This window comes from Nocardia glycosmidis (assembly GCF_052545115.1).
On sequence record NZ_JBQWRH010000025.1, the window covers coordinates 17,041 to 38,980 of the forward strand.

At 65.5% G+C, this 21,940-nt stretch carries 19 protein-coding genes and 1 pseudogene; 8 read left to right on the forward strand and 12 right to left on the reverse strand.

Annotated features, from left to right (window positions below):
• Positions 1-6 precede the first annotated feature (6 nt).
• From ACT86A_RS24785 to ACT86A_RS24800, 4 genes are read right to left on the reverse strand one after another with little or no spacing between them, the layout of a single operon-like run.
• Positions 7-1,017 (reverse strand): amidohydrolase family protein, encoded by a 1,011-nt coding sequence (locus ACT86A_RS24785; RefSeq protein ID WP_445094615.1) that lies wholly within the window; start codon positions 1,015-1,017, stop codon positions 7-9.
• Positions 1,014-1,412, reverse strand: a complete 399-nt coding sequence (locus ACT86A_RS24790) for a RidA family protein (protein ID WP_445094616.1) — start codon at positions 1,410-1,412, stop codon at positions 1,014-1,016. The genes ACT86A_RS24785 and ACT86A_RS24790 overlap by 4 nt, the downstream gene beginning before the upstream one ends.
• A gap of 16 nt (positions 1,413-1,428) precedes the next feature.
• On the reverse strand, positions 1,429-2,409 hold the full coding sequence (locus tag ACT86A_RS24795; RefSeq protein ID WP_445094617.1) for a DODA-type extradiol aromatic ring-opening family dioxygenase: 981 nt from the start codon (positions 2,407-2,409) through the stop codon (positions 1,429-1,431).
• 22 nt (positions 2,410-2,431) lie between these two features.
• Positions 2,432-4,315: an FAD-dependent monooxygenase gene (locus tag ACT86A_RS24800; protein ID WP_445094618.1), complete on the reverse strand. Its 1,884-nt coding sequence runs from the start codon at positions 4,313-4,315 to the stop codon at positions 2,432-2,434.
• A gap of 381 nt (positions 4,316-4,696) precedes the next feature.
• Here ACT86A_RS24800 and ACT86A_RS24805 point away from each other — a divergent pair, with 381 nt between their 5' ends.
• On the forward strand, positions 4,697-4,897 hold the full coding sequence (locus ACT86A_RS24805) for a hypothetical protein (RefSeq protein ID WP_445094619.1): 201 nt from the start codon (positions 4,697-4,699) through the stop codon (positions 4,895-4,897).
• 142 nt (positions 4,898-5,039) lie between these two features.
• Here ACT86A_RS24805 and ACT86A_RS24810 read toward each other — a convergent pair whose 3' ends face one another.
• Positions 5,040-5,864, reverse strand: coding sequence for a helix-turn-helix domain-containing protein (locus tag ACT86A_RS24810; protein WP_445094620.1), 825 nt, complete (start codon positions 5,862-5,864; stop codon positions 5,040-5,042).
• 78 nt (positions 5,865-5,942) lie between these two features.
• On the opposite strand from ACT86A_RS24810, the gene ACT86A_RS24815 reads away from it, so the two are divergent.
• Together ACT86A_RS24815 and ACT86A_RS24820 are read left to right on the forward strand one after the other, a co-directional pair.
• A complete protein-coding gene (locus tag ACT86A_RS24815) occupies positions 5,943-6,821 on the forward strand; it encodes an alpha/beta fold hydrolase (protein WP_445094621.1) in 879 nt (292 codons plus the stop codon).
• A 562-nt stretch (positions 6,822-7,383) separates the two neighbouring features.
• Positions 7,384-7,653: a MarR family transcriptional regulator gene (locus ACT86A_RS24820; protein WP_445094622.1), complete on the forward strand. Its 270-nt coding sequence runs from the start codon at positions 7,384-7,386 to the stop codon at positions 7,651-7,653.
• Positions 7,654-8,046: 393 nt separating this feature from the next.
• Here ACT86A_RS24820 and ACT86A_RS24825 read toward each other — a convergent pair whose 3' ends face one another.
• The gene (locus ACT86A_RS24825) at positions 8,047-9,087 is read right to left on the reverse strand and encodes a class I SAM-dependent DNA methyltransferase (RefSeq protein WP_445094623.1); all 1,041 of its coding nucleotides are present in this window, start codon (positions 9,085-9,087) and stop codon (positions 8,047-8,049) included.
• A 142-nt stretch (positions 9,088-9,229) separates the two neighbouring features.
• Here ACT86A_RS24825 and ACT86A_RS24830 point away from each other — a divergent pair, with 142 nt between their 5' ends.
• The 3 genes and pseudogenes from ACT86A_RS24830 to cysC form a co-directional block, all read left to right on the forward strand.
• Positions 9,230-10,423 carry a sulfotransferase family protein gene (locus ACT86A_RS24830; RefSeq protein WP_445094624.1) on the forward strand — a complete coding sequence of 398 codons (1,194 nt, stop codon included), beginning with the start codon at positions 9,230-9,232 and terminating at the stop codon, positions 10,421-10,423.
• Between the two features lie 52 nt (positions 10,424-10,475).
• Entirely contained in the window at positions 10,476-11,636 is a 1,161-nt protein-coding gene (locus ACT86A_RS24835) for a cytochrome P450 (RefSeq protein WP_445094625.1), read from the forward strand.
• A 197-nt stretch (positions 11,637-11,833) separates the two neighbouring features.
• A pseudogene (gene cysC / locus ACT86A_RS24840) lies at positions 11,834-12,493 on the forward strand (adenylyl-sulfate kinase); the annotation flags it as partial.
• 56 nt (positions 12,494-12,549) lie between these two features.
• On the opposite strand, the gene ACT86A_RS24845 reads toward cysC, so the two are convergent.
• Positions 12,550-13,728 (reverse strand): PucR family transcriptional regulator, encoded by a 1,179-nt coding sequence (locus ACT86A_RS24845; protein ID WP_445094626.1) that lies wholly within the window; start codon positions 13,726-13,728, stop codon positions 12,550-12,552.
• Between the two features lie 486 nt (positions 13,729-14,214).
• On the opposite strand from ACT86A_RS24845, the gene ACT86A_RS24850 reads away from it, so the two are divergent.
• A complete protein-coding gene (locus tag ACT86A_RS24850) occupies positions 14,215-14,958 on the forward strand; it encodes an isopentenyl transferase family protein (protein WP_445094653.1) in 744 nt (247 codons plus the stop codon).
• Between the two features lie 9 nt (positions 14,959-14,967).
• On the forward strand, positions 14,968-15,594 hold the full coding sequence (locus tag ACT86A_RS24855) for an LOG family protein (RefSeq protein WP_445094627.1): 627 nt from the start codon (positions 14,968-14,970) through the stop codon (positions 15,592-15,594).
• Between the two features lie 233 nt (positions 15,595-15,827).
• Here the strand turns inward: ACT86A_RS24855 and ACT86A_RS24860 are convergent, their stop codons facing one another.
• The 5 genes from ACT86A_RS24860 to ACT86A_RS24880 form a co-directional block, all read right to left on the reverse strand.
• The gene (locus ACT86A_RS24860) at positions 15,828-16,841 is read right to left on the reverse strand and encodes an aldo/keto reductase (protein ID WP_445094628.1); all 1,014 of its coding nucleotides are present in this window, start codon (positions 16,839-16,841) and stop codon (positions 15,828-15,830) included.
• Positions 16,842-16,960: 119 nt separating this feature from the next.
• Positions 16,961-18,409, reverse strand: coding sequence for an NtaA/DmoA family FMN-dependent monooxygenase (locus tag ACT86A_RS24865; RefSeq protein WP_445094629.1), 1,449 nt, complete (start codon positions 18,407-18,409; stop codon positions 16,961-16,963).
• A 19-nt stretch (positions 18,410-18,428) separates the two neighbouring features.
• A complete protein-coding gene (locus ACT86A_RS24870) occupies positions 18,429-20,099 on the reverse strand; it encodes a dipeptide ABC transporter ATP-binding protein (protein ID WP_445094630.1) in 1,671 nt (556 codons plus the stop codon).
• The gene (locus tag ACT86A_RS24875) at positions 20,086-21,000 is read right to left on the reverse strand and encodes an ABC transporter permease (RefSeq protein WP_445094631.1); all 915 of its coding nucleotides are present in this window, start codon (positions 20,998-21,000) and stop codon (positions 20,086-20,088) included. Before ACT86A_RS24875 ends, ACT86A_RS24870 begins: the two co-directional genes overlap by 14 nt.
• Entirely contained in the window at positions 20,997-21,938 is a 942-nt protein-coding gene (locus ACT86A_RS24880; RefSeq protein WP_445094632.1) for an ABC transporter permease, read from the reverse strand. Before ACT86A_RS24880 ends, ACT86A_RS24875 begins: the two co-directional genes overlap by 4 nt.
• Positions 21,939-21,940: the final 2 nt, after the last annotated feature.

The following is a 21,940-nucleotide window of genomic DNA, read 5'->3' on the forward strand; positions in this document are numbered from 1 at the left end:
GGTCGTTCATCGACGGCCCGCCACATTCTTCAGGGCTGGGAACACCAACCGCGCGTTGTCCTCGAACACGGCACTGCGATCGGTGTCCGAGAGGAATCCGAAGCCCTCGATGACGGGTTTGATGTCATCGAAGTCGCGGCCCGTGTCCGGGTTGGGGGCGCTGCCACTGCCCGGCTTCTCGGTCCCGAACAGCACACGGTCCGCACCGACGGTGCGTAACAGCAACTCCAGTGACGGTGGGTGGTGCAGCACACTGTCGAACCAGAATCTGCGCAACGAGGTCTCGAAGCGCTCCGCCTGCGGGCTACCGCCCAGTGCGGGGTGCAGGGCCTCGGCCTGCCAGCGCCCGATCTGGTAAGGCACGGAGCCGCCGCCGTGGGAAATCATCACACGCAGCGAGGGAAAGTCGGCGAAGACCGGGCTGCGCAGCATGGACAGGATCGCGATGGATTCCTCGGTGACGAAATGCTCGCTGTAGGTCTCGCGCTCGCTGTAGCAACCCGCGGAGTGGACGTGCATGGGAAGGTCGCGTTCGACCAGCTTCTCGTACAGCGGATACCAGTACCGGTCGCCGAGTGTCGCAGTGGTGCCACGACCCTCGTGCAGGTCCGGGTTGATCAGCACGCCGACGAAGCCGAGGTCCACGATCCGGTCCAGCTCGGCGAACGCGACGTCGACCGGGCGGTCGGGTACGAGCGGCAGCGCGCCGACTCCGGCGAACCGATCCGGGTGCAGGGCAACGGTCCGGGCGATGGTGTCGTTGTTCGCCCGCACCCACGGGTCCACCAGCCGATCCGGCTTCATCGAGGTACCGAGATGGAAGGGCCGGGGCGACAGCAGCTGCAGGTCGGTCCCCACCGAATCCATCACGGCCACGTTTCCCGCGGCCGCCTCGGCCAGCGCGTCGTCCGCAATCTTGGGCCCGCCGGCATGGTAGCCGCCGTCCGCGAGCAGGGCCGCGCGATAGGCATAGAGCCCGTCCGGGGCGACGAGGTGGGCGTGTGCGTCGATAATCATGGGCGTCCGCCTTCTTCGAGCAGGGCGAGGATCTCGAGTTGGATCTGCAGCGGCTCGGCCAGGTCGATCCGCAGCGTGTGCCGGGCCGGCCTGCTCGCTTCGTTGGGGAACATCTCGGTCCAGTACTTGTCGATGACCGGGCGGATTGCCTTGTCGCGCACGAAGACGGTGCACTTGGCCACGTTCTCGGGGCTGCCGCCCGCGGCCTCGAGCACCCGGCGGGCGTTCGCGAACACCAGCTCCACCTGCTCCTCGGTACCCTCCGGCACCGCTCCCGTCGCCGGGTCGAGCGGGGAGATCCCGCTGGAGGCCAGCAGATTGCCCACCACACACGCCTGCGGGATCGGTAGATCGCCGTGATGCAGGCCGGGCACCTCGATCGAATGTCGCGCCACGTTATTCCTTTCCTTTCTAATGCCAGCTCAGAAAGCCCATGCCGCAGCCGGTTCCAGCCGCCGACCGCACGATGGGCACGTACTCGGACCAGTCGACCGCTCGGCCCTCCATGGCGCCGGCCACGGTGATCCAGTTCCGGATCTCGGAGGACCCACTGTTGAGCAGCGCGGCCGGTAGCCCGCACAGCGCCTCGCTGTCTTTGTTCGCGATCGCCTCGAGTACCCGGCGATCCAGTTCCTCGTTCACGACGAAATGACTCAGGCCACCTGAAGCGAGAACAGCGATCCGGGCATCGATCGGCGACGCCGCGGCCGCCGCACGCAGCGCGCGCCCGAGTTCGAAACAGCGCGTGGGGCTCGGCTGGTTGGGCGGGTAGTAGGTATTGAGCATGAATGGGATCACCGGGATGGGGTCCGGCTGCAGGAACTTGTGAATCGGAAAGCCGTAGGCATGACCGAATCCCGTTCCGGGCGGCGCGTCGGCCATCCAGCCGATATCGAAGCCCTCGGTCATCAGGCCGCGGACCAGATCCGCCGCCAGCGCCGCATGGCCGGCGAAGGTGAACTCGGCGTCCATCAGGTAGCTACGAGCCGCCTCCTGAAGGAATTCCGAGTCGTGGTCGTCGAGCACGCCGGTTGTCATCGCCGCGGCCGCGGAGATCGCCATGGCCGGCTGGTTGGTCTCGGTGAACAGTTCGCGCTGGTCGTCGCCGACGATCAGGACGACGTCCGGGGCGATACGACGGAAATCCTCGCGCAACCTCGCGAGCGCCGCCGCGCACCGCCGCCAGTTCTCCGCCCAGGCGCCGGGTGTGCAGTTCTGGGCGAACCGGTCGCCGGCTGCGGCCGCGAGGTCGTCGAAGCTCCGGATGACTCCCGCGGCATCGTAGAGTTCGGGGTTCACCCGATCCTGGTCAGCACGCTCCGCCCACATATTCGGCGGTACGGCCAGCAGCGGACTATGTGATGTCGCCGCCCCGAAAACAATCTCTGCCATGGCAATTCCCTCCTGATCGGCCTCATTCGAGGACGCTGAACAAGCGCGCGTCTCGCGCCGGCCCCACCCGCAGGGCCTCGCCGGCATCGGTGATCCCGGCCAAGTCGCCACGGACTCGTGCGGGAGCCGGCGCGGGGCGTAGTAGTAGCTGCAGCGTCGCGGCCAGCTCAGCGGTCGGATCGGCGGGAGCCGTCGCGGCGCGCCATGCGACGTGGCGGTCGGGGCGGACGAGGAGGGCCCCGTCCGGGGCAGTGCCGCGCATGGATGTCCACTCCCCCGACGGGTCGGCCAGTTCGCCACCGACCTCGACGAGGGTGAGCCGGACCCAGGTGACGGTCTCGGCCGCACGGCGCCAAACCGCCGCATGCGCATGGTCGACGAACAGCGTCATCCCTTCGGGCGCGACCAGATCCGAGGTGGACAATCGCTCACCATCCCGGACCAGCCAGACATGCGGGATGTGGTGTCCCGGCCGCGCTGTCGGGTTGAATTCGGTGGCCGAGTCGTGTCCTAGGGGTGGCGGTGTGCCATCGGGGATGACCGCACCGGCCTCATAGACGAACCCGGCTTCGATATTGAGCTGGCCGTAATCCTCCGCGTTGTGCGCCACCGCAGAATCCGAAGCGGTACGCCGCCGCGCACCCTCGGGGGTATCGGCGGCCCATACGGCGATCTGCGCCCAGCCTTCCTCGTCCGACTGCCCCTTCGCGAGGCCCAGTGCGGCGGCCACCGGCGCGTGCCGTCCCGCGTTGCGCAGCGAGTGCTCGACGTTGCGCGCCGCGACCGGCATCCGTTCGCTCTCGTAGCTGTCCAGCAGCGTCTCCGCGGCCGTACCTTGCAGAACCGCCGCGATCTTCCAGGCCAGATTCGTCACGTCACCGATTGCCGTGTTCAGTCCGAGGCCCCCGGTAGGGGGATGCCGGTGCGCCGCATCGCCGGCGAGGAACACGGGGCCGACGCGGAAACGGTCGGCGACCACGCCCTCGAATTGCCAATGGCTGATCGCGCGCACGTCCATATCCAGACCGGGCAGGCCGAGGACTTCCTGTGCCTGCCGCACAATCGCGTCGGTGTCGTGCGCCGCCGGGTCGCCGATGCGATACGCCAAGCTCAGCGACCATTCCGGCGACTGCGCACCCCACCGGCCCGGGCCGAGCGCCAGTAGCGCCCCGGAGAAACTGCCTTGGCCGGAGGGTGCGATGAAGTAGGTGAGCAGCGCCTCCGGGTCGGCATAGGAGGAGAGGTCGGCGGCGAAGTAGACGCTGACGATGTCCAGCAGGGCCCGCGGACCGGTGACCCCGACACCCAACAGCCCCGCGCACGTTCGCCCACCGTCGGCGGCGATCACGAAACGGGCGCGGACCCGGTACGAGCGGCCGCTGTCACGGTCGGTGACCGTCGCCGTCGCGCCGGTGTCGTCGAGGTCCAGGCCGATGAGTTCCTGCTGCGCTCGGACTCGCCCCGGCCAGGCTCGCGTGGCATGGTCGGCGAGGATGGTGTCGAGCCGCAACTGCGGGAGGTTTGCGAACCTGCGCGGGCTCGCGTCCGCGTAGCGGGCCGCGTCCGCTCCGCCGCCCCATGCCGGGACCTCGCCGATCTTGCGGCCGTGCAAAACCGTCGGGCCGGCGAGCGAGGTGTACCAGGCGCACTTGTGCCATTGATCCTCGGGCGGCGACTCCTGGTAGACCTGCTCCGCCACTCCCACGTCGTGGAAGGTCTCCATCGTACGAACGTTGAGCAGGTGCGCTCGCGGAAAGTGGGCCGTGAAGGCGCGCCGCTCGACCAATAGCCCATCGATGCCGCGTCTGGCCAGCTCCAGCGCGGCCGTGAGCCCGGCCGGGCCGCCGCCGACGATCAGGACCGGGACGTCGAGGTCGGCGCCGCTCTGCGCCGCGGGTCGGTTCATCTGCATCCTCCGATGACAGCGTTCTCTTTGTAGACAAGATTGGTAGCCAATATGCCGCCTAGCGGCGAGCTGCGCAAGGGCCGAATCGGATGGCTTTCACGTTGATTACCCCCGATATAGGCGAAATTCAGCTGGGTATAGCCGATCCAAGCTGGCCCTAAGCGTGCAGAATTGGCTCCAATAATGACTTCCGATAGAAGTGACTTGCATCACTGATGTGTCCGACGAACCCCTCCGGCGCGGCCCGTCCCCATCCGGCGAAGGAGCGAGATGGCAATGTCGCCACTGGTGAGACTTTCTCTGGGTTCCGGAACCCCATGTCGCGCACGCGGCATACAGGCATCGCACGGGACACGACGGGGAGGGTGCGAGAATCGCCCGATGGATGACTACATCGCTCACAAGCAGCGCGCCGAGGCGTTACTCAATGGCCTCACCGGGGAAACGGTCAGCGAAGCGGAGCGGCGCAATGTGATCGCGCAGGCGCAGGCACATGCTGCCCTCGCACAGGCGGAAGCCCAGCGGGAGACCGCGGAAGCCATACGTGCGCTCGAGGCGTTGTCGCGACGAAGCGCAGTTTGAACGAAGCGGACCGGCCCGCAACGCCGACCACGACCCAGCAGATCCGGCGGAGCAGGACTCCGGCCTCACAGGACCAGGCGGTACTCACCCCGTCCTCATACACCCGGCAGACAGGCCGTCGATGTTCGTTCGGACGCGGAGATCAGGTTGTCGACCAGGCGGCTTCGTCGATCGCCAGCCATGGCGCCACCGCGACGAGGGTGGGGGTCATACCGGTGATCGCCTTGGTTCGACGGTGAAGATGGGATTGGTCGACGTAGCCGGCCTCGGCGGCGGCATCCGCAGGCGAGCGCCCTGCGGCCAGGAGATGGGCGGCACGGTCGAAGCGGACCAGTTCGGACGCATGCTTGGGTGAAATCCCGAGATGGGTGCGGAAGCGGGACCAGAGCCGCTGCCGGGTCCAGCCGGTCTCTGCGGCAAGGGTTTCGACTCGGAGCAGGCCTTTGGTGCTGACGGTCCGGTCCCAGGCGTACGCGATCTCGGGTGCTACACCGAATCCGCGAGGTAGCCGGCTTCGAAGGAACGCGGCTGCGAGTGCGAACCGGTCGTCCCACGACGGCGTCGAGCGGAGTCGCTCGGTCAAGATGCCGACGCAGCTCCCCCACAGCTCCGGCAGCGGTATCACGGTGCCGCCGATGATGTCGGTGTCTCGGAGAATCGCCGCGGCGACAACGGGGGACACTCGGATCTGCAGGACGTCACCGGCTTCCGCACCGGTGATACGTAAGGCGCCGGCCCGGAGGCCGACGATCACATTCCCCGTGACCAGCCGCCCGGGAACGTCGTAGACGCCGCCGGCCTCGCTGAGATCGAGCAGCAGCGTGACCAAAGGATGTGGAATCATCGTGATATCGACGGATGCGACGTCGTGGTAACGGAAACCCGCCATCTGGACTCCCGGAGCCGGTAACCGGGCCGGGACGGTCACATCCACCCGGTTCCAGTCCCATCTGCCCGTTGTGGTCATATGTCCCAGGCTAGCCAGAACGGGATAGCGTGACATTCGTCCAATACGGCGTGAGGAGCCGGTGACGAAACTGTCGGCATGAGCGAATCGAGTCCCGCCCGGACAGGCAACAACATGACAGTCCACGGATTGCACGTCGTGATCGACGGGGATCCGGCAGCGCCGCCCTTGCTGCTCATCCACGGCTCGGGCGCGACTGGTTCGACGTGGGAGCCGGTGGTGCCGGCGCTCGCCACCGAGTATCGGGTGATCACGATCGACCTTCCGGGCTGCGGCCGGTCCGAACCGGTGTCGACGTACGCCGTACCGCAGCAGGCGGAGCGGGTGGCGGCGGTATTGGATGAGCTGGGCGCCCGGAATCTGACGGTGGTCGGTCACTCCAGCGGAGGGTACGTCGCTACCGCTCTCGCGGAACACCGTCCCGACTTGGTCGGCGATCTGGTTCTGGTCAGCACGGGGCCGAGTCCCGCGGCGCTTCTTCCTGAGCCGGCGATCATCCGGATGCTCGCCTCGCCGCCCTTCGGTCCGCTCGTGTGGGCTATCCGTACCGATTCGCTGATCCGCCGCGGCCTGGTGGCGACTGCGGCGGCCCCGATCACAGTGCCGGACGGGGCCCTGGCCGACTTGCGAAGAACGTCCTATCGAGCGTTCCGCGCGATTCTAGCGGCCAACATCAACTACATCACCACGCGGACTGTGCCCCAGCGCCTCGTCGATTCCGGAAAGCCCCTCCTCGTGATCTTCGGAGATTCCGACCCGCGTTGGGACCCGGCATCAGCGCACCAGTACGAGGCGGTGCCGGATGCCGAGCTGGAATACCTTCGCGGAGTCGGGCATCTCGCGATGCTCGAGGACGGCGACGCCCTCACTCGCTCGATCCTCCGCCGCGCACCAGATCGTCCCGGACGTCTCGGCCCGAGGAAGCATCCGACCTCGCGTAGCCAAGGGGGCCGGTAGTAGGGGGCGGGGAGCAGCGGCCATTATGCATTCGTGGACGACCCCATTGGATTCATCGCTGTTCAGCGATGAATCAGAGCGATAAGTCGTTCAACAATCACCCTTTTGCGAACATGTGCGAACGTGCAGCAGTTCACCATCGGGGCGGAAGCCCCGAATCGGTGAATCGACTATCAGTAACCCATGGTCATGCCGCCGTCTACGGGGAGACTGGGTGCCGCCGTGTCTCATTAGACGTCTAACAGGTGGCCGTCAATAGTCATCTGCCATGTTTGTGTGACTCCGGCTCAGGCCGGATCTCGGGCCGGAGCGCCTCGCCGCGCGTACGCGACGCCGGTCATGCCTGCGCCGATCCTCAACCGGCCGCCAGGTCTCGAAGCCGCCGAGATGCTGAGTGCGCCTCGCGCACCAGAGCAGACCTCTATGGCTGGGTGTCCGTGCTGCACGGGCAGCCGGGAGGCGGTGGGATAATTCTGCTGTACATGTCGAAGATGGGAAGAAGTTCCAAGCCACGCTCCTTGATCTACTGCCTGACGGCCAGGCGCCCGCAGACCTGGACGCCATGTCGATCGTGTGGCACCTCATCCGCATCGCGCGACACGCCGAGCATCGCCTCGAATTCGAGGTTCATCGGCCTCTGGGGTGGACCTGGGCAGGTTTTCGCATCATGGCGAATATCCATGTGCTCGGCCCACTCGAACCCTCAAAATTGGCGGAATTGATCGAAGTTTCCCGGCCGACCATAAGCGCAGCGCTACAGAAGTTGGAACGCGATGGCTACGTCACTCGAGAAGAGCATCCCACCGCGAGACGAAGGTCCTCGTCGAATTGACTCGAGCAGGCAGAGATGCCATGAAAAAGGCGGTCGGATCACATCACGCAGTCGAGAAAGACGTGGTGCAACGACTGGATCCGGCCGAGCGCGCAGAACTCGGCCGACTCCTCGAGAAACTCTACAAATCTCCGTGACCTCTGTTCGTGCCGTACCTCGAGATGCCATTCATGATCGAGAACGGAAGCCGTTGCGGCACGCCGCAATGACAGACCTGACCTGCGAGCAACTCATCGAGCTCACGGCTCCCTGCGCGCGGCACTCTGCGCAGAGAGCGGGCGGGCCCGGCCGTGGAAGCCGGGGTTTGTTCCGGTTGGTGGTCTCGGTGGCCGCGCCGTGCCCGACCCTGCCGCGGTCGTGGGAGCGGCGGCCGTGGTGTCCTTCGGGCGGGGGTCAGGACTCCGGTTTCCGCCAGACGGAGATGTGGTTGGGGCTGCTGGAGGTGAAGGGCTCACCGGCCCAGCCGGAGTATCGCTCGGCGAGGCGCAAGCCGGCGATTCGGCTCATCAGATCCAGTTCGCTCGGCCAGGCGTAGCGCAGTTCAACCGGATAGTTCGTCGTCTGGTGCGGCTCGATCACGATATGGCTGATGCGGAGCTGCTGCGAGATCGGCTCGCGCAGCGAAAGACTCAGCCGGATGGTGTCCCCTGCTACGTCGTCGACCTGGACATGGTGGTCGCGGTCGGTCCGGGTGGGGGCGGGCACGCCGGCCTCCATGACGAACAGCCCGCCTGGTCGCAGGGCGGCGGCAACATTCACAAAGCACCGCACCTGCGCGTCCTGACTCCGCAGACCGAAGAAGGTGTTGAACACCACGTACACCAGCCCGAACGGGCCTCCGGAGGCGGCTACCTCGGCGAAGTCACCGACCACAGCCCGAACATCCCGGCCACCCGGCTTGGTGGCCATCCGGTCGAGCATCCGCGGGGAGATGTCGATGCCGACGACCGGCACCCCGCGTGCGGCGAGGGGAACGGCGATACGACCGGTTCCGACGCCCAGTTCCAGCGCAGGCCCCGCACCTGCCCGGGCGTGCAGGAAGTCGACGGTCGCCGCGATCTCCGCAGCCCCCTGGACGGGCGACGAATACCAGCCGTCATAAACATCGGCAAGCCTGTCGCCGATTGCCGCTGGATCGAAATCGACGTCGCTGTTGTCACTTTTGGAAATATCTACCTTATTGTTGTCACGTTCGGAAGTATCGATGCCGCTGTTGTCACCTTTCGAAATATTGACCTCCTTGTTGTCACCTTTGGAAATATTGACGTCTTTGTTGTCGAGTTTGTTCATGGATACGAACGTAGCGGCCGGTGCCGCAGGAGAGAAAGTGTTGACAATCGAAGACTCGATCGAAATACTGACCTGGCCGGCAGTGACCCGGCGAGAGGCGAAATCGCCCTCAATTCTACGGAGGGAGGAGACGACATGCTGCAACCGTACATCTACACCTGGTGACCTTCTGCCATAACACTTTGCCGGGCTTGCCGTGCGCCTCCGGCGACGCCGGCAAGTCCGGCATTCCAGTGCCATTATTTTTCTGCCGGGCGCAAATCTGCCGGACGCAAAGAGGAATGAGATGAACAAGCTCACCACCACGATTCCCGCGGGCGCAAGCCGGGAATTCCGTACTGCGCTGTCCACGCAAAAAGGGACAGCGCTCGGGTCGGCCGGCCGGGCGCCCGCGCGGCGCCGGCCGGACCGCCCTGCGCGCTACCAGCTCACACCGTGGGCAGACACCGCGAAAGCCCCCCATGTCGTCGTGGTCTCGTTAGCCAAGTCCGGTACCCATCTGGTGCGTGAAGTGATTTCAGCGCTCGGCTACGCGCTGCGCGGCACGGTATTCAGCAGCCCGCAGGAGCAGCCGGTGCTGCCTGCCGAGCAGATGTGGCGGGTACTACAGCTGATCTATTTGCCGGACGAGCTCGATGAACTCGTCGGGTGCTGCGATCCTGCCGTCGTCGACCGGGGGATGAAACGGGCCATAGTCGCGTTGAACGAGTCCTGGCGACTCCGTCTCGGGATACTCCAGCGAGGGCTCGCGGTCAATGACGAGCGCGATGGCGAGACGCTCAACGCTTTGACGGTCCGAGCGTTGTCCCGCCCGGAGGCGAAATCCTTCGTCGATACCCCGGATAACACCTGCTGGTTCCTGCACGAGCTGGCTCTCGACCGAGTGGACGAGTTCTTCTTGCGGCAATGGTCCGATACTGGAAAGCCGCGGATCATCTTCAACTATCGAGATCCTCGGGATGTGCTGGTTTCGATGGTGAACTTCCTGTCCGGGGAGAGCCCGGGCAGGGTGAGTGGCTCCAGTTTGCCGCGCACGGTAGTGCTCGGTGGGCGGCTCCGTATCCACGGCGATATCCTCCGGACCGCCGAGACTTTCGACGACCGGCTGAACCTCGCGCTGACCGACCCCACCTTCCCGGGCGCCGACGCCTTCGAGAATGCTCTCTGGCTGCTGCGTCACCCCGACGTGTGCAAGGTTTCCTTCGAGGAGCTGGTCGGCCCGTCCGGTGGCGGCTCCGAGACGCGGCAGCGGGCCGCCGTGCAGCGGGTCATCGATTTTCTCGGAGCCGACGCCGACGTGGAAAAAATTGCCGAACAGCTTTTCGACAAAGATTCGTTCACCTTTCTCAAGGGACAGATCGGGGGTTGGCGCGAACACTTCACGCAGTCCCACGAAGCCATGTTCAACGAAAGATACGGAAAGATTCTCGAATTGTATTCTTATGCATCGGGGACGGATCCTCTGGCGTCGGTTCGATGACCGATTCCGTTGCCGTTTCGGTGAGCGCCCGAGTGAATAGGTAGGCACCTGCGTGACGCAAATTTCGCTCTTCGATCCACTCGATCCGGAAATGCTGGAGAATCCGTACCCGCGCTATATGCTGCTGCAGAAAGAGCATCCGATCTTCTGGCACGAGGGTATCCGGTCCTGGGTGGTGACGCGCTACCGTGACTGCCGGGAAATACTGCTCGACCACACTACGTTCGCCATCAACTGGACCCCCACCGGCGAGGAGATCCCGAAGTCCCGACAGCACCTGCAGTCGCTGGACCCGCCGAGACAGGCGCCGCTGCGCAGCCTGATCATGAACTCCTTGCACGCACAGGACCTCGATGGCATCGCTCAGCGCGCCCGCGAACATATCCGACGGCGGTTCTCCGACCTGTCGCGGCGCCCGTCGTTCAACTGGATGACCGAGGTCGCGTCACCGGTCGCGCTGTCCATCACGGCCGACCTCCTCGGTGTGGAAGCGCCCGACCACGACAGCTACCTGGAAATCTCGGAAAGCATCGCGCTGCGCATGGACGCCAGCCTCCGGCCGGAGAACGCCGAACGCGGCGACCAGGCCCGTCTGAGGGTCAACGCCCTGGCAGACGAGTGGTTTGCCGCCGAGGCGAGCGCAGGGCTGCTGAAGGACGTGAAGGCCAACGCCGCGCGGGCCCAGGTGCCGGAGCACTACATTCACAACAGTGTCGCCTTGATGTTCAACTCCAGCTACGGCACCATCTTCGCCACCGCGGGAAATGCGGTACTCACCTTGCTGGAGCACCCCCAGGCGCTGGAGCGGCTGCGGGACGAGCGGCTGCTGAGCACAGGGGTGCACGAACTCGTTCGGTTCGACGGCCCGGTCCAGGGAACCAGCCGGGTCGCAGTGCGCGCCACCGAGATCAGGGGCGTCACGATCGAACCCGGTCAGCTCGTGATGACCGCACTCGCCGCCGCGAACCGCGATCCAGAGCAGTTTCCCAACCCTGACGAACTCGTCTTGGACCGCCACCCCAACCGGCATCTGGGTTTCGGCTGGGGCACCCACGCCTGTGTGGGCGCGCTGGTCGGCCAGATTGCCATCCGGGCGCTCATCGTCTGCCTGCTGGAGAATCCTGTGCCGCTACGACTGGCCGGCAAGCCGGTCCGGCGGCCTACGGCCACCGTACGCTGCATGTCCGTGCTGCCGGTCGCTTTCGGCGAGTGAGGCGGCCAGGCCACGACGCCGCCCATGCGATCGCTACCGGCAGCGCCGCCATTCACCACATGCCGCGGTGTCGAACACCACTACCCGGCGCGTCACCCGCTTGCGATGTGCCATCGGACATTCAGCGCGGACCGGCGGAGGTATCAATCATCGCACCGGGCAACGGTTTCGGCGCCAACGCCGACCACTCCCACTACGTCACCGGCAGTTTCGTCGTGGTGGATGACGCGACCGACGACACGGTCGGGACCGACATGATCACCGGACCGAGCCTGCCTGCGTCCCATGTCGTCTGGCATCCCGCCGCGGTAGACCGTGACGAACGCGCGACCCGGGGCATGACCTTGTGGTTGACCGGCCTTTCGGCGTCGGGAAAGTCGACCGTCGCGGTCGAACTCGAGCGGCGACTGGTCGCCGCGGGACGGCCCGCCTACTTGCTCGACGGCGACAACCTGCGGCACGGCCTCAATGCCGATCTCGGATTCAGTGCCGCGGATCGGGCCGAAAACGTGCGGCGGGTCGGGGAGGTCGCGCAGTTGTTCGCCGACGCCGGCGTAGTGGCGGTCGTCTCGTCGATCAGCCCATACCGCGCCGATCGTGCCCGCGTCCGCGCAGCACACATACAGGCCGGATTGTCCTTTGTGGAGGTTTTCGTGGACACACCACTCGAGGTCTGCGAGGCGCGCGATCCCAAGGGGATGTACGCCAAGGCCCGCGCGGGCGAGATCCGCGGCTTCACCGGTATCGACGACCCGTACGAGGCCCCAGCCGCGCCCGAGATCGTGCTGCGGCCCAGCGACGGCGATCCCCCCGCCATGGCCGCGGCGATACTGGCGAAGGTGAGTAGCCGGCAGTGAACCGGCGCGTCCGGATCCGGAGCAGGTAACGGCGCGGTCGCCGGGTGCCGAGTCGATCAGCTTTTCCGGTCGGCCGACCACGCGATGGCGGCGCAATGCAGGAGACCGAGCGTGGAGTTGTCGGCAGGATCGAATGCGGTGATTTCTCTGATCTGCCGCAATCGATAGTCGAGCGTACGTTGGTGGATGCCGAGAGATTTCGCAGTAGCACCTCTCCGTGCACGGTGCGTTATCCACGCGAAGAGCGTTTCCGCCAGCTTCGGCCGGTCGATGACCGGGCGTACTATTTTTTTGACCTCTTCCAGGATTTCCGGGTCTGCGCTGAGTATCACTCGCTCGAAGAGCGTCGACCTTGCATTGTATACGCCCGGCGCGTATCCGAGACGACGCAAGCAGGCATAGCTTTCTCGGCACTCGGCAACCGCTCGGGAAATTTTGGATATCTTTTGCTCCTCGAATATTGTTACCCAACACCGCGCGCCGATCCAATGGGATACCTGTCTATGCGTTTCCTCGGCAAAACAAAATTTGCTCGACTCGGGGAAGATGAGCACCAGCGCATTATCGGATAGCGCCCAGTAGACATGGGAATCTTCGATGTTATCCAGGAACCTACTCCAGATACCTCTGCCGCCTTCTGTGAGGTCGCTGTTCTCACTGACAACCATGGCAACGGTATAGCGAACGTTCCGATCCACGTCACGCGCTGCCGGATCGGAATCGTCACCGTACAGCAAGGCCTGCCCGATCAGCTCCGCCGGGCTGATTTCGCGACCCAATTCGGAAAGGTGGGAACGAAATTCCGAAAAGATGATCTGATTGAATCTTTCCGCCCCTTCGTAATAGTAGGCGGTGAACTCGATGAGCCCGCTGAAAACGGACTCCGCGCTCTGCTCGAAAAGGTATTTCACGATACTGCTGACAGCCGTGTTGGTGGCCGATCTGACCTCTGCTTCGGTGCAGTTCAGTTCGGCGTAGGCGTGACCTATCTCGCGAAGTGTATCGACTTTCAGGAGATTCAATTCTGCACTCTCGCGGAAATTTTCTATGAGATCCATGCTGAACTGCTGAATCAGATGCTTGATTCGCGCCCGATGCACTGGCGGCAGCTGCCGTTGCGCGGCGACCACGAGGTCGATCGCAGCCGTCATCGCGTCGCCGATCGCGTCGATATGCGATGAGATAAAGACAACAAGCCGATCCAGTTCGCGGCCCGCGGTTTGCCGGTTGAACATACAAACCCCCTGGTTTGAAAAGTCGGGACGGCGCCGTCCCGACTGCGCGGTGCAGATCCCGGACACGGCTCCGGGACTGGGCGAGACCCGCCCTGGGTCTCGCTCATAGTTTCTTACCACTGCTATCCGCCGCGATCTGACATCGGATCGGCATGCAGCACTCGCAAGCGCACGCCACGCAGTCTCCTCTGATCACAACGTGCGGCCACGGGATTGACACATGTGGAAAACCCGGCGCTTCGCTTTCTTAAAATGAGTATTGCCTTGCCGGTGATTACGACATACTTTTGTTCACAGGACATTACGGCATTGTCGCGAAATTGCATTTATGCGGGCGAGCACGGCGCTTTTCTATGAAGGGCACCTGATCAACGCGTATGTGCGAATCGCGAGATAAGGCCAGAAATTCGCTTCCAACCCGAACCGAACGGCGCCGGATCGCCGGATCGCAATCAATCCACCGACACGAGATGGAGCTCAGTGATCGTGCGCAGCTACAACCGGTTGCAAGAATCGCCCGCCGATTCGGAGTGGACATCTACGGCGACCGCGAGGGGCGGCCTACCCGCACAGATACAACTCATCGCGGGACCAACGGGCTCCGGAAAAACCGAGGCGGCGACAGATCTGGCGGAGCGCATCGGCGCACCGGTGGTCGTGGCCGATCGCATTCAGTGTTACGTCGACCTCGAGACGACAAGCGCGCGGTTCACCGATACGGCCGACCGGCACCATCTCGACGACCGGCTTGTCCAAGACGGTGATTACCCGACAGAGGAAGCCGCCGCAAGGTTGCTGGCACACGTACGCGATCTCGCCGCGCACTACCCTGTCGTCGTTGTCGAGGGCGGTTCGATCTCTGTCCTGCGTCACTTCGCGCGCTATCATCGCCGATCACCTTTTCCGCTCCACGCTCGAGTACTCGACCCAGGTAGCGATTCGGACTACTTCGATCGGCTCCGGGATCGAGCGACTCGAATGATCGACGCGGGTCTGCTCGATGAATTCGTCACGGCCTGGAGCCATACCGCGCAACGTCGATTTGTCGCCTCGATCAACGGATTCGAAGCGATCGTCCAGTGGTGTGAGCGCACCGGGACGCACCCGGAGGATCTTCTCGGTGTCACCAACGATGATCCTGTATCGGCTGAACTTGCCGACGCAGTAGCCCGCGCGCACGCCGAACACGGTCACGAGCAATATGCCGTATTCACAAGTCTATTCGGCTGAGAAGCGCACATGACCGACGTGCGAGAAACCCGCGCAGCGCCGCCCGCATCAGGCCGGCAGCGGTCCGTTCCACCATCGACACGACGGCACGCCATCGGTGTCCATTGCTCGGCAACGAGCACCGATCCCGTGCAACTTGCCCTGGCTACTCGCGTCGGTTCTGAAATTGCCTGCCGTGGTTGGAGATTGGTCGAATCCGACGGCAGCGCCGCCATGCTGGGTGCTGTTGCGAGGGCAGCACGAGCACACAGCGGCCGCACTGTCGCGGTTGTCGCTGCCGACGAGACGCACCCTGATTCGGCCGGCGCATCGCCCACCACCCCATCCTGGCGAGAACGCAAGCGAGAGATGGACAATCGCGCGGATGCGCACCTGTTCCTGCCCGGTGGTGTCGGCACCACCGATACGTTCCTCGAGGCCTGGACCAACGCAGACCTCGGCCTGCACAACAAACCCCTGGTCCTCCTCGACCCCTATCGACACTATCGGGGGCTGCTCGCCTGGCTCGACGAGTTACGCGCCCGGAACTTCATCGGCGCGACCGCCTTCGATCGCGTCACAGTGACTGCCGACCTGCACCACGCCTTTGCCGCCCTGGCCGGCGATTCCTCCGCACCACCTGGACCGCCGGCCTGAGCCGACGATGTCGGTTGATGACCGAACGCGGCCCGGGATATGCCGCTGCCCTTATCCAGTCGCTGACGCGGCGGTCCCGGCCGTGGGTGAACCGGGATCCGACCAATCGGGGTAAACCTGGTTCCGAGCAGCAGATCTTGTCCGGCCGCGCGGGAATTCCGCTGTCCATGGCAGTTTCAGCCGCCGACGTGCATGCTTCGCAAGCGTTGAAGGCGCTGGTGAAAGCGCTGCCGTCAACCTTTGTCGACCACACCCGGCCCGCCGGAAAGGTCCCCGGTGAACAGTTCGCGCAGTTCCCTTTCCTCTTCCGGGCTGGGCACCCAGCGGGTGGCGGTCAGGTTCTCGTCCAGCTGTTCGGGCACCGTGATGCCGGCGATGACGCTGGTTACCGTCGGCTGAGCGAGCAGCCAGCCCAGTGCCAGCGCGGACGGTGCCACCCCGCGTTCGGCGGCGAACTTGGCGAACCGCTCGAGCGCGTCCCAGGGCGCGGTCTCGAGCAGGTAGCGCTTCAGGTTGGTGATCTTCGCGCCCTGCGGGGCATCACCCGCGCGGTATTTGCCCGTGAGCAAACCGTTCTGCAGCGGAAAGTACGGAATGAAACCCAGGCCATAGTGCTGTAACGCGGGGATCAGTTCCTCTTCCGATTTGCGCCACGTGAGGTTGTACTCGTCGGTGGTCGAGACGAAACGCGGGTATCCGCCCCGCGTGGCGACATGTTCGGCATCGGCGATCTGCCACGCCTTGAAGTTCGACGCGCCGATGTAGCGGACCTTGCCTGAGCGAACCAATGTATCGAGGGCTGCCAAAGTCTCCTCGATCGGCGTGTGCGGGTCGGGGAAATGAATCTGATACAGGTCGATGTAGTCGGTGTTCAGCCGCCGCAGCGAGTCCTCCACCGACGCCACGATGTATTTGCGCGATCCGGTCAGCGCATACGACGGCCCCCGGTCGGCCAGCAGCGAGCGACCGAACTTCGTTCCGATGACCACGCTTTCGCGTCGGCTGCCCAGCGCTCTCGCGAACAGTTCTTCGCTGAGTCCAGTCCGGTCGCCGTACCCCTCGGCCAAGTCGAAGTAGGTGATGCCGAGATCGATGGCCCGGTCCACGATGGCCTGGACCTGTTCGGGGTCCACGGCTCGCATTCCGGAGCGTCCGAATGTGCTCGCCCCGATGCCCAGCTCCGACAGGACGAGCCCCGACCTGCCGAGCGCACGATACCCGGCTGGGATCGCCGGTTCCGGCGCCATCAGCCGTTGTCCGTCTCGAGCAGGCCCGGCAGGGTGACGGCCTCGTACTCGGTGCGGAACAGGCCGCGCCGCTGACCGAGCGGGAGTTTTATGTCAGTCATCAAACGTCCTTGGTGGAGTCAGGAATTGTTGGCGAATTGGTTGGGCGGCACCGGCAGGCCGAAGTGGCCGCGGAAGGTGTCGGCGGTGTACTCGGTGCGGAAGACCCCCTTGTCCTGCAGGATCGGCACCACTTCTGCGGTGAACCGTTCCAGCTGGTCCCACAGGTAGGGGGAATTGATGTTGAAGCCGTCGGCGGCGCCCCGGTCGAACCATTCGATGAGCCGATCGGCCACGTCGTAGGCGGTTCCGATGACCTGCGGGAAACCGCCGCCGATGGCATTGCGCAGCAAATCGCCTGCGCGCACCGCGCTCTTTTCCACGGTGCGGTCGGTCCGAGCCGCAACCGCGTCCAGCAGCTGCCTGCCGTAGTCGTTGAAGCCGGCGGCGATGGCGGTGGTGATGACAGCGTCGAGGCCGCCGCCACGCACGTCGACGCCGATCCGCTCCGACAGCGCGCGGAGGCTGCGCACCCCGCGCGGCAGCGGGAAGCGCGACTGCTGAATCGCCGTCCACGCGTTGTTGCTCCAGAACTGCTCGTCCTTGTCGCCGTCGATGGGGTCCTCGTCCAGCGGCAGTCCGGCGTTGAGGCGCTCGAAGATCTCCACGGCGTCCGCGCGGGTGTCACCGATGACCGGGGATATGCCGGGCAGGAAGAAGATCGGGACATCGTGGCCGTGGATGCGGCGTGCCCGCTGACGGATGTCGCTGTTGAAATCGACGGAGTCCTCGATGCTCGCGGGCCCGGTGAAGTTGAGTTCGCAGTGGCGCGCGGTCAGTTCGCGGGAGAGCTCCGACGCGCCCGCGTACAGCAGCGGGATCTGGCCCTGCGGCGGCCGGGCCATGGGCAGGGTGCCCGCGACTTGGAAGAACTCACCCTTGTGTTCGAGGCGGTGGACCTTGGTCGGGTCGAGGTAGTGCCCGCTGGCCTTGTCCTGCAGGTAGGCGCCATCCTCGATGCTGTCCCACAGCCGGCGGATGACCCGGATGAACTCGTCGGCGCGGGCGTAGCGGCGCTCACCGCCCAGGTCGGGCAGGCTGAAGTTCTGCGCCGCCAGATCGGATGCGCCGAGTACCACGTTCCACGACAAGCGGCCTTTGCTCAGGTGATCCAGCGACGCGGTGAGCCGGGCCAGAATGTAGGGCTCGTAGTAGGTGGGGTGCGCGGTAACGACCAGACCGATCGTGGAAGTGGTCAGCGCCAGCTGCGAGGCCAGCGTGAACGGCTCCAGCCTGCCCGCGTTGTGGGTGGTGCCCCAGTGCTCCTGGTAGATGTCGCCGGGCAGGGTGTCGCCGAGGAAGAAGAAGTCGAACTTGGCTTCCTCGACGATCTTGGCGGCCTTGGCGGCGTAGTCGAGTTCGAAGGCGTTGGCGGTGGGTGCCTCGGGCAGGCGCCAGCCACCCCAATGGGTGCCGTTGAGCCAATACATATAGCCCAGGTGCAGTTGACGATTCGCGGGGGTGCCCACGGGATTTCCTTTCGGTGGATCAGATGGAGACGGTCGCGGGGCCCGCGCCGGGAACGGAGGCGAGCAGTTCCTTGACGTAATCCGTCCGGGCAGCGGTGATGACCTCGACTGCGGTGCCTCGCTCGACGATGTCGCCGTGGTGTAGCACGAGGATCTGGTCGGAGACCTCAGCGATCACACCGAGATCGTGCGAGATGAACACGTAGGTGAGTGCGAGCTCGCGTTGCAGCGAAACCAACAGGTCGAGGATCTGGCGCTGGACAGTGACGTCGAGCGCGGAGACCGGCTCGTCGAGGATCACCAGTTCCGGGTCGGGCGCCAGCGCACGGGCGATGGCGACCCGCTGGCGCTGACCGCCGGACAGCTCGGCGGTGTAGCGGTCGGCGACGCCGGTGGGTAGGCCCGTACGGTCGAGCAGTTCTACGACCCGGCGGCGGCGCCGGTCGCGGTCGCCGAGCTTGTGCCCGCGCAACGGTTCCTCGATGATGGCCCGGACCGTGGCGCGCGGATTCAGCGAGGCGAACGGGTCCTGGTAGACCATCTGGATCTTGCGGTAGAGCGCGCCCTGCCCCGCGCCACGCCGACGGTGCACCACCGGCTCGCCCGCGACCTCGATGGTCCCGGAGTCAGGCGCGGTCAGCCCGGCCAGCAACCGCACCAGCGTGGTCTTGCCGGAGCCGGATTCGCCGACGACGCCGAGGGTGGTGCCCCGCCGCACCACGAACGAGGCGTCGGCGACAGCCGTCACCGATTCCCGGCCTCGATGGGCGACAAAGGTTTTGCGCACGTGCTCGGCCCGCACGACGATCGGGGCTGCTCGCTCGTCGGCTCCGCGGCGTTCCTGGCGCTCGACTGCGGCAGCGGCGCCCTCGAAGCCGAGCGACGACGACCGCACCAGCGCGCTCGTGTACGGATCACCCGGATCGGCGATCACCTCCGCAGCACGCCCGGACCGCACCAGCCGGCCATTCTGGAGCACCGCGATCTCATCGGCCCGCTCGGCGGCTACCCCAAGGTCGTGGGTGATCAGCAGGATCGACAGCCCCTCGTCCGCGACCAACTGGCTCAGCAGATCCAGGATCCTTTTTTGCACCGTCACGTCGAGCGCGGTGGTCGGCTCGTCCGCCACCAGCAACGCCGGCCCGGTGGACATGGCCGCGGCGATGAGCACCCGTTGGCACATTCCGCCGGACAGCTCATGCGGATAGGCGTGGAAAACCTTGTCCGGATTGCGCAAACCCACCTTGCCGAACAGGTCGAGAACCCGCTCACGGCGGTCGGCCTTGTCCGCCAGGCCGTGCGCGCGCAGTGGCTCGCCGGCCTGCACTCCGACCGGCAGCAGCGGGTTCAGCCCGAGCAGCGCGTCCTGCGGGATATAGCCGATCTCGCGGCCGCGAATGGCGCGGTACTGCTTGTCCCGCAGGCCGTTGAGCTGCCTGCCGCCGAAGAGCACCCGCCCGCCCGAAACTCGGCCGTTCTCGGCCAGCGTGCCGGTCACCGTGCGCGCCAGCGTGGACTTGCCGGAGCCGGATTCACCGACCAGCGCCAGCACCTGGCCCGCGCGCAGGCTCAGGCTCACCTCGTCGACCACCCGTGCCGGTGGACGGCCGGGCACGTCGAAGTCGACGACGACGTCCTCGAGACTCAGCAGGGCACCGGATTCAGGTACGGACAGCTCAGGCGACAACACTGGTTCTCCCGCGGTTGAGTGATCGGCCGATCCGGTAGACCGCGACGACAGAGACGGTGATGACGAGTCCTGGCAGCAGACTCAGCCACCACTGGGTGGCGATGAAGGTTCGCCCCTGCGCGACCAGCAGCCCCCATTCGGGCGTGGGCGGTGGCGCGCCGAGGCCGAGGAAGCTCAGCGCGGCAACTGTCAGGATCGCCGCGCCGATCTCCATGGTCGCCGCGGCCAGCACCGACCGCGACGAGTTCGGCACGACATGGCGGAACAACCGGTAGGCGTAGCCGTGCCCGGCGAACACCGATGCCTCGACGTACTTGGACCCCGAGACCTTCAGCACCTCCGAGCGCATGATTCGGGCGAACCCGGCGGTGCTGTTGATGCCGATCGCCACCGCGATGTTGACTACGCCGTGCCCCAGAGCCGAGATGATGGCCAGCGAGACGATCAGACTCGGCACCGCGAGCATGATGTCCATGACTCGCATCAGGACGCTGTCGACCGGGCCGCGTAGCGACCCGGCGACGAGTCCGATCAGCGCGCCGCTCACCAGGCCGATGAGCACCGCGGCAACCGCGGCCTGCACCGACAGCGAGGTGCCGTGCACCATGCGGGTGAACTGGTCGCGCCCCAGATCGTCAGTGCCGAAAAGGTGGGTCGCGCTCGGCGCCAGCAGCAGCGCGTCCGCGTCTTGGGCCAGCGGGTCGCGCGCGGTGAACGCCTGGGGTGCGACCGCGGCCGCGAATATCAGTCCGACCCACACGTAGGCGAGCAGCAGGCTCGGTGATCCAGCGATGTGGCGGACCCAGCGGCCGGCCGCCGCCGCCCGGCCACGCCATCCGCTCGTGGCGGTGCGGTCGGAAGGCTTCGCCGAAAGGGCCGGGAGGACCTCGACAACACTCATCGGGCGTCCAATCGGATTCGCTTGTCGATGACCGGATAGACCAAGTCGACGACGAAATTGACCGAGACGAAGATCAGGGCGCTCGCCGTGACCGCGATGAGAACGATCGGCATGTCCCTGCCGTTCACCGCGTCCACGATGAGCCTGCCCACACCGAGCCGGGAGAACACCGTCTCGGTGAGGACGGTGCCGCCGACCATGACGCCGACGGTGGTGCCCAGCGCGGTCACCACCGGCAGCGCCGACGCGCGCAACGCGTGCCGGACCACCAGATCGAACCTGCTCAGTCCCCAGTTGCGGGCGGTCTCGATGTACGGCGAGGTCAACGATGCGCGCAGGTTGACGGTCAACAGCTGCGAGATCTGCCCGCCACCGGCAATCGCGATCGACAGCGCCGCGACCAGCAACCCGAGTGTGCTTTTGTCGCCGAACGCCTTGATCCAGTGCAGCTGGAACGCGAAGATCTGCACAGCGACCAGCGCCACGATGAACGGTGGCAGTGAAACCGCCACCGGGGGAAGCGAGATCAGCAGCTCGCGTGCCCACTTCCAGTTGATCAGCTCGATCACCACCGAGAACGTGACACCGAGGAGCACCGCGAACACCAGCCCGACGAACGCCAGTTCCAGTGTCCGGCTGAAAGACTCGAAGAAGACGTCGGTGGCCGGACGGCGTTGGTAGATGCTGTCGCCGAAGTCGCCGCGCAGCGCGCCGGTGAGCGCGTCGAAGTACTGCACATACAGTGGCCGGTTCAGGCCGAGCAACTCCCGCTGCTCCGCGAGCATCTTCTCGATATCGCCGCCGCTCGCGCCCATGGTGAGGCCGCCCGCGGCGTCGCTGGGCACGATGTAGAGCAGGAAGAACGCCCCCGTGAACGCGCCCCAGACCACGACGACGGCGTAGAGCAGCCGCTGCAGGGCGTACCGCACCAAGGTCATGA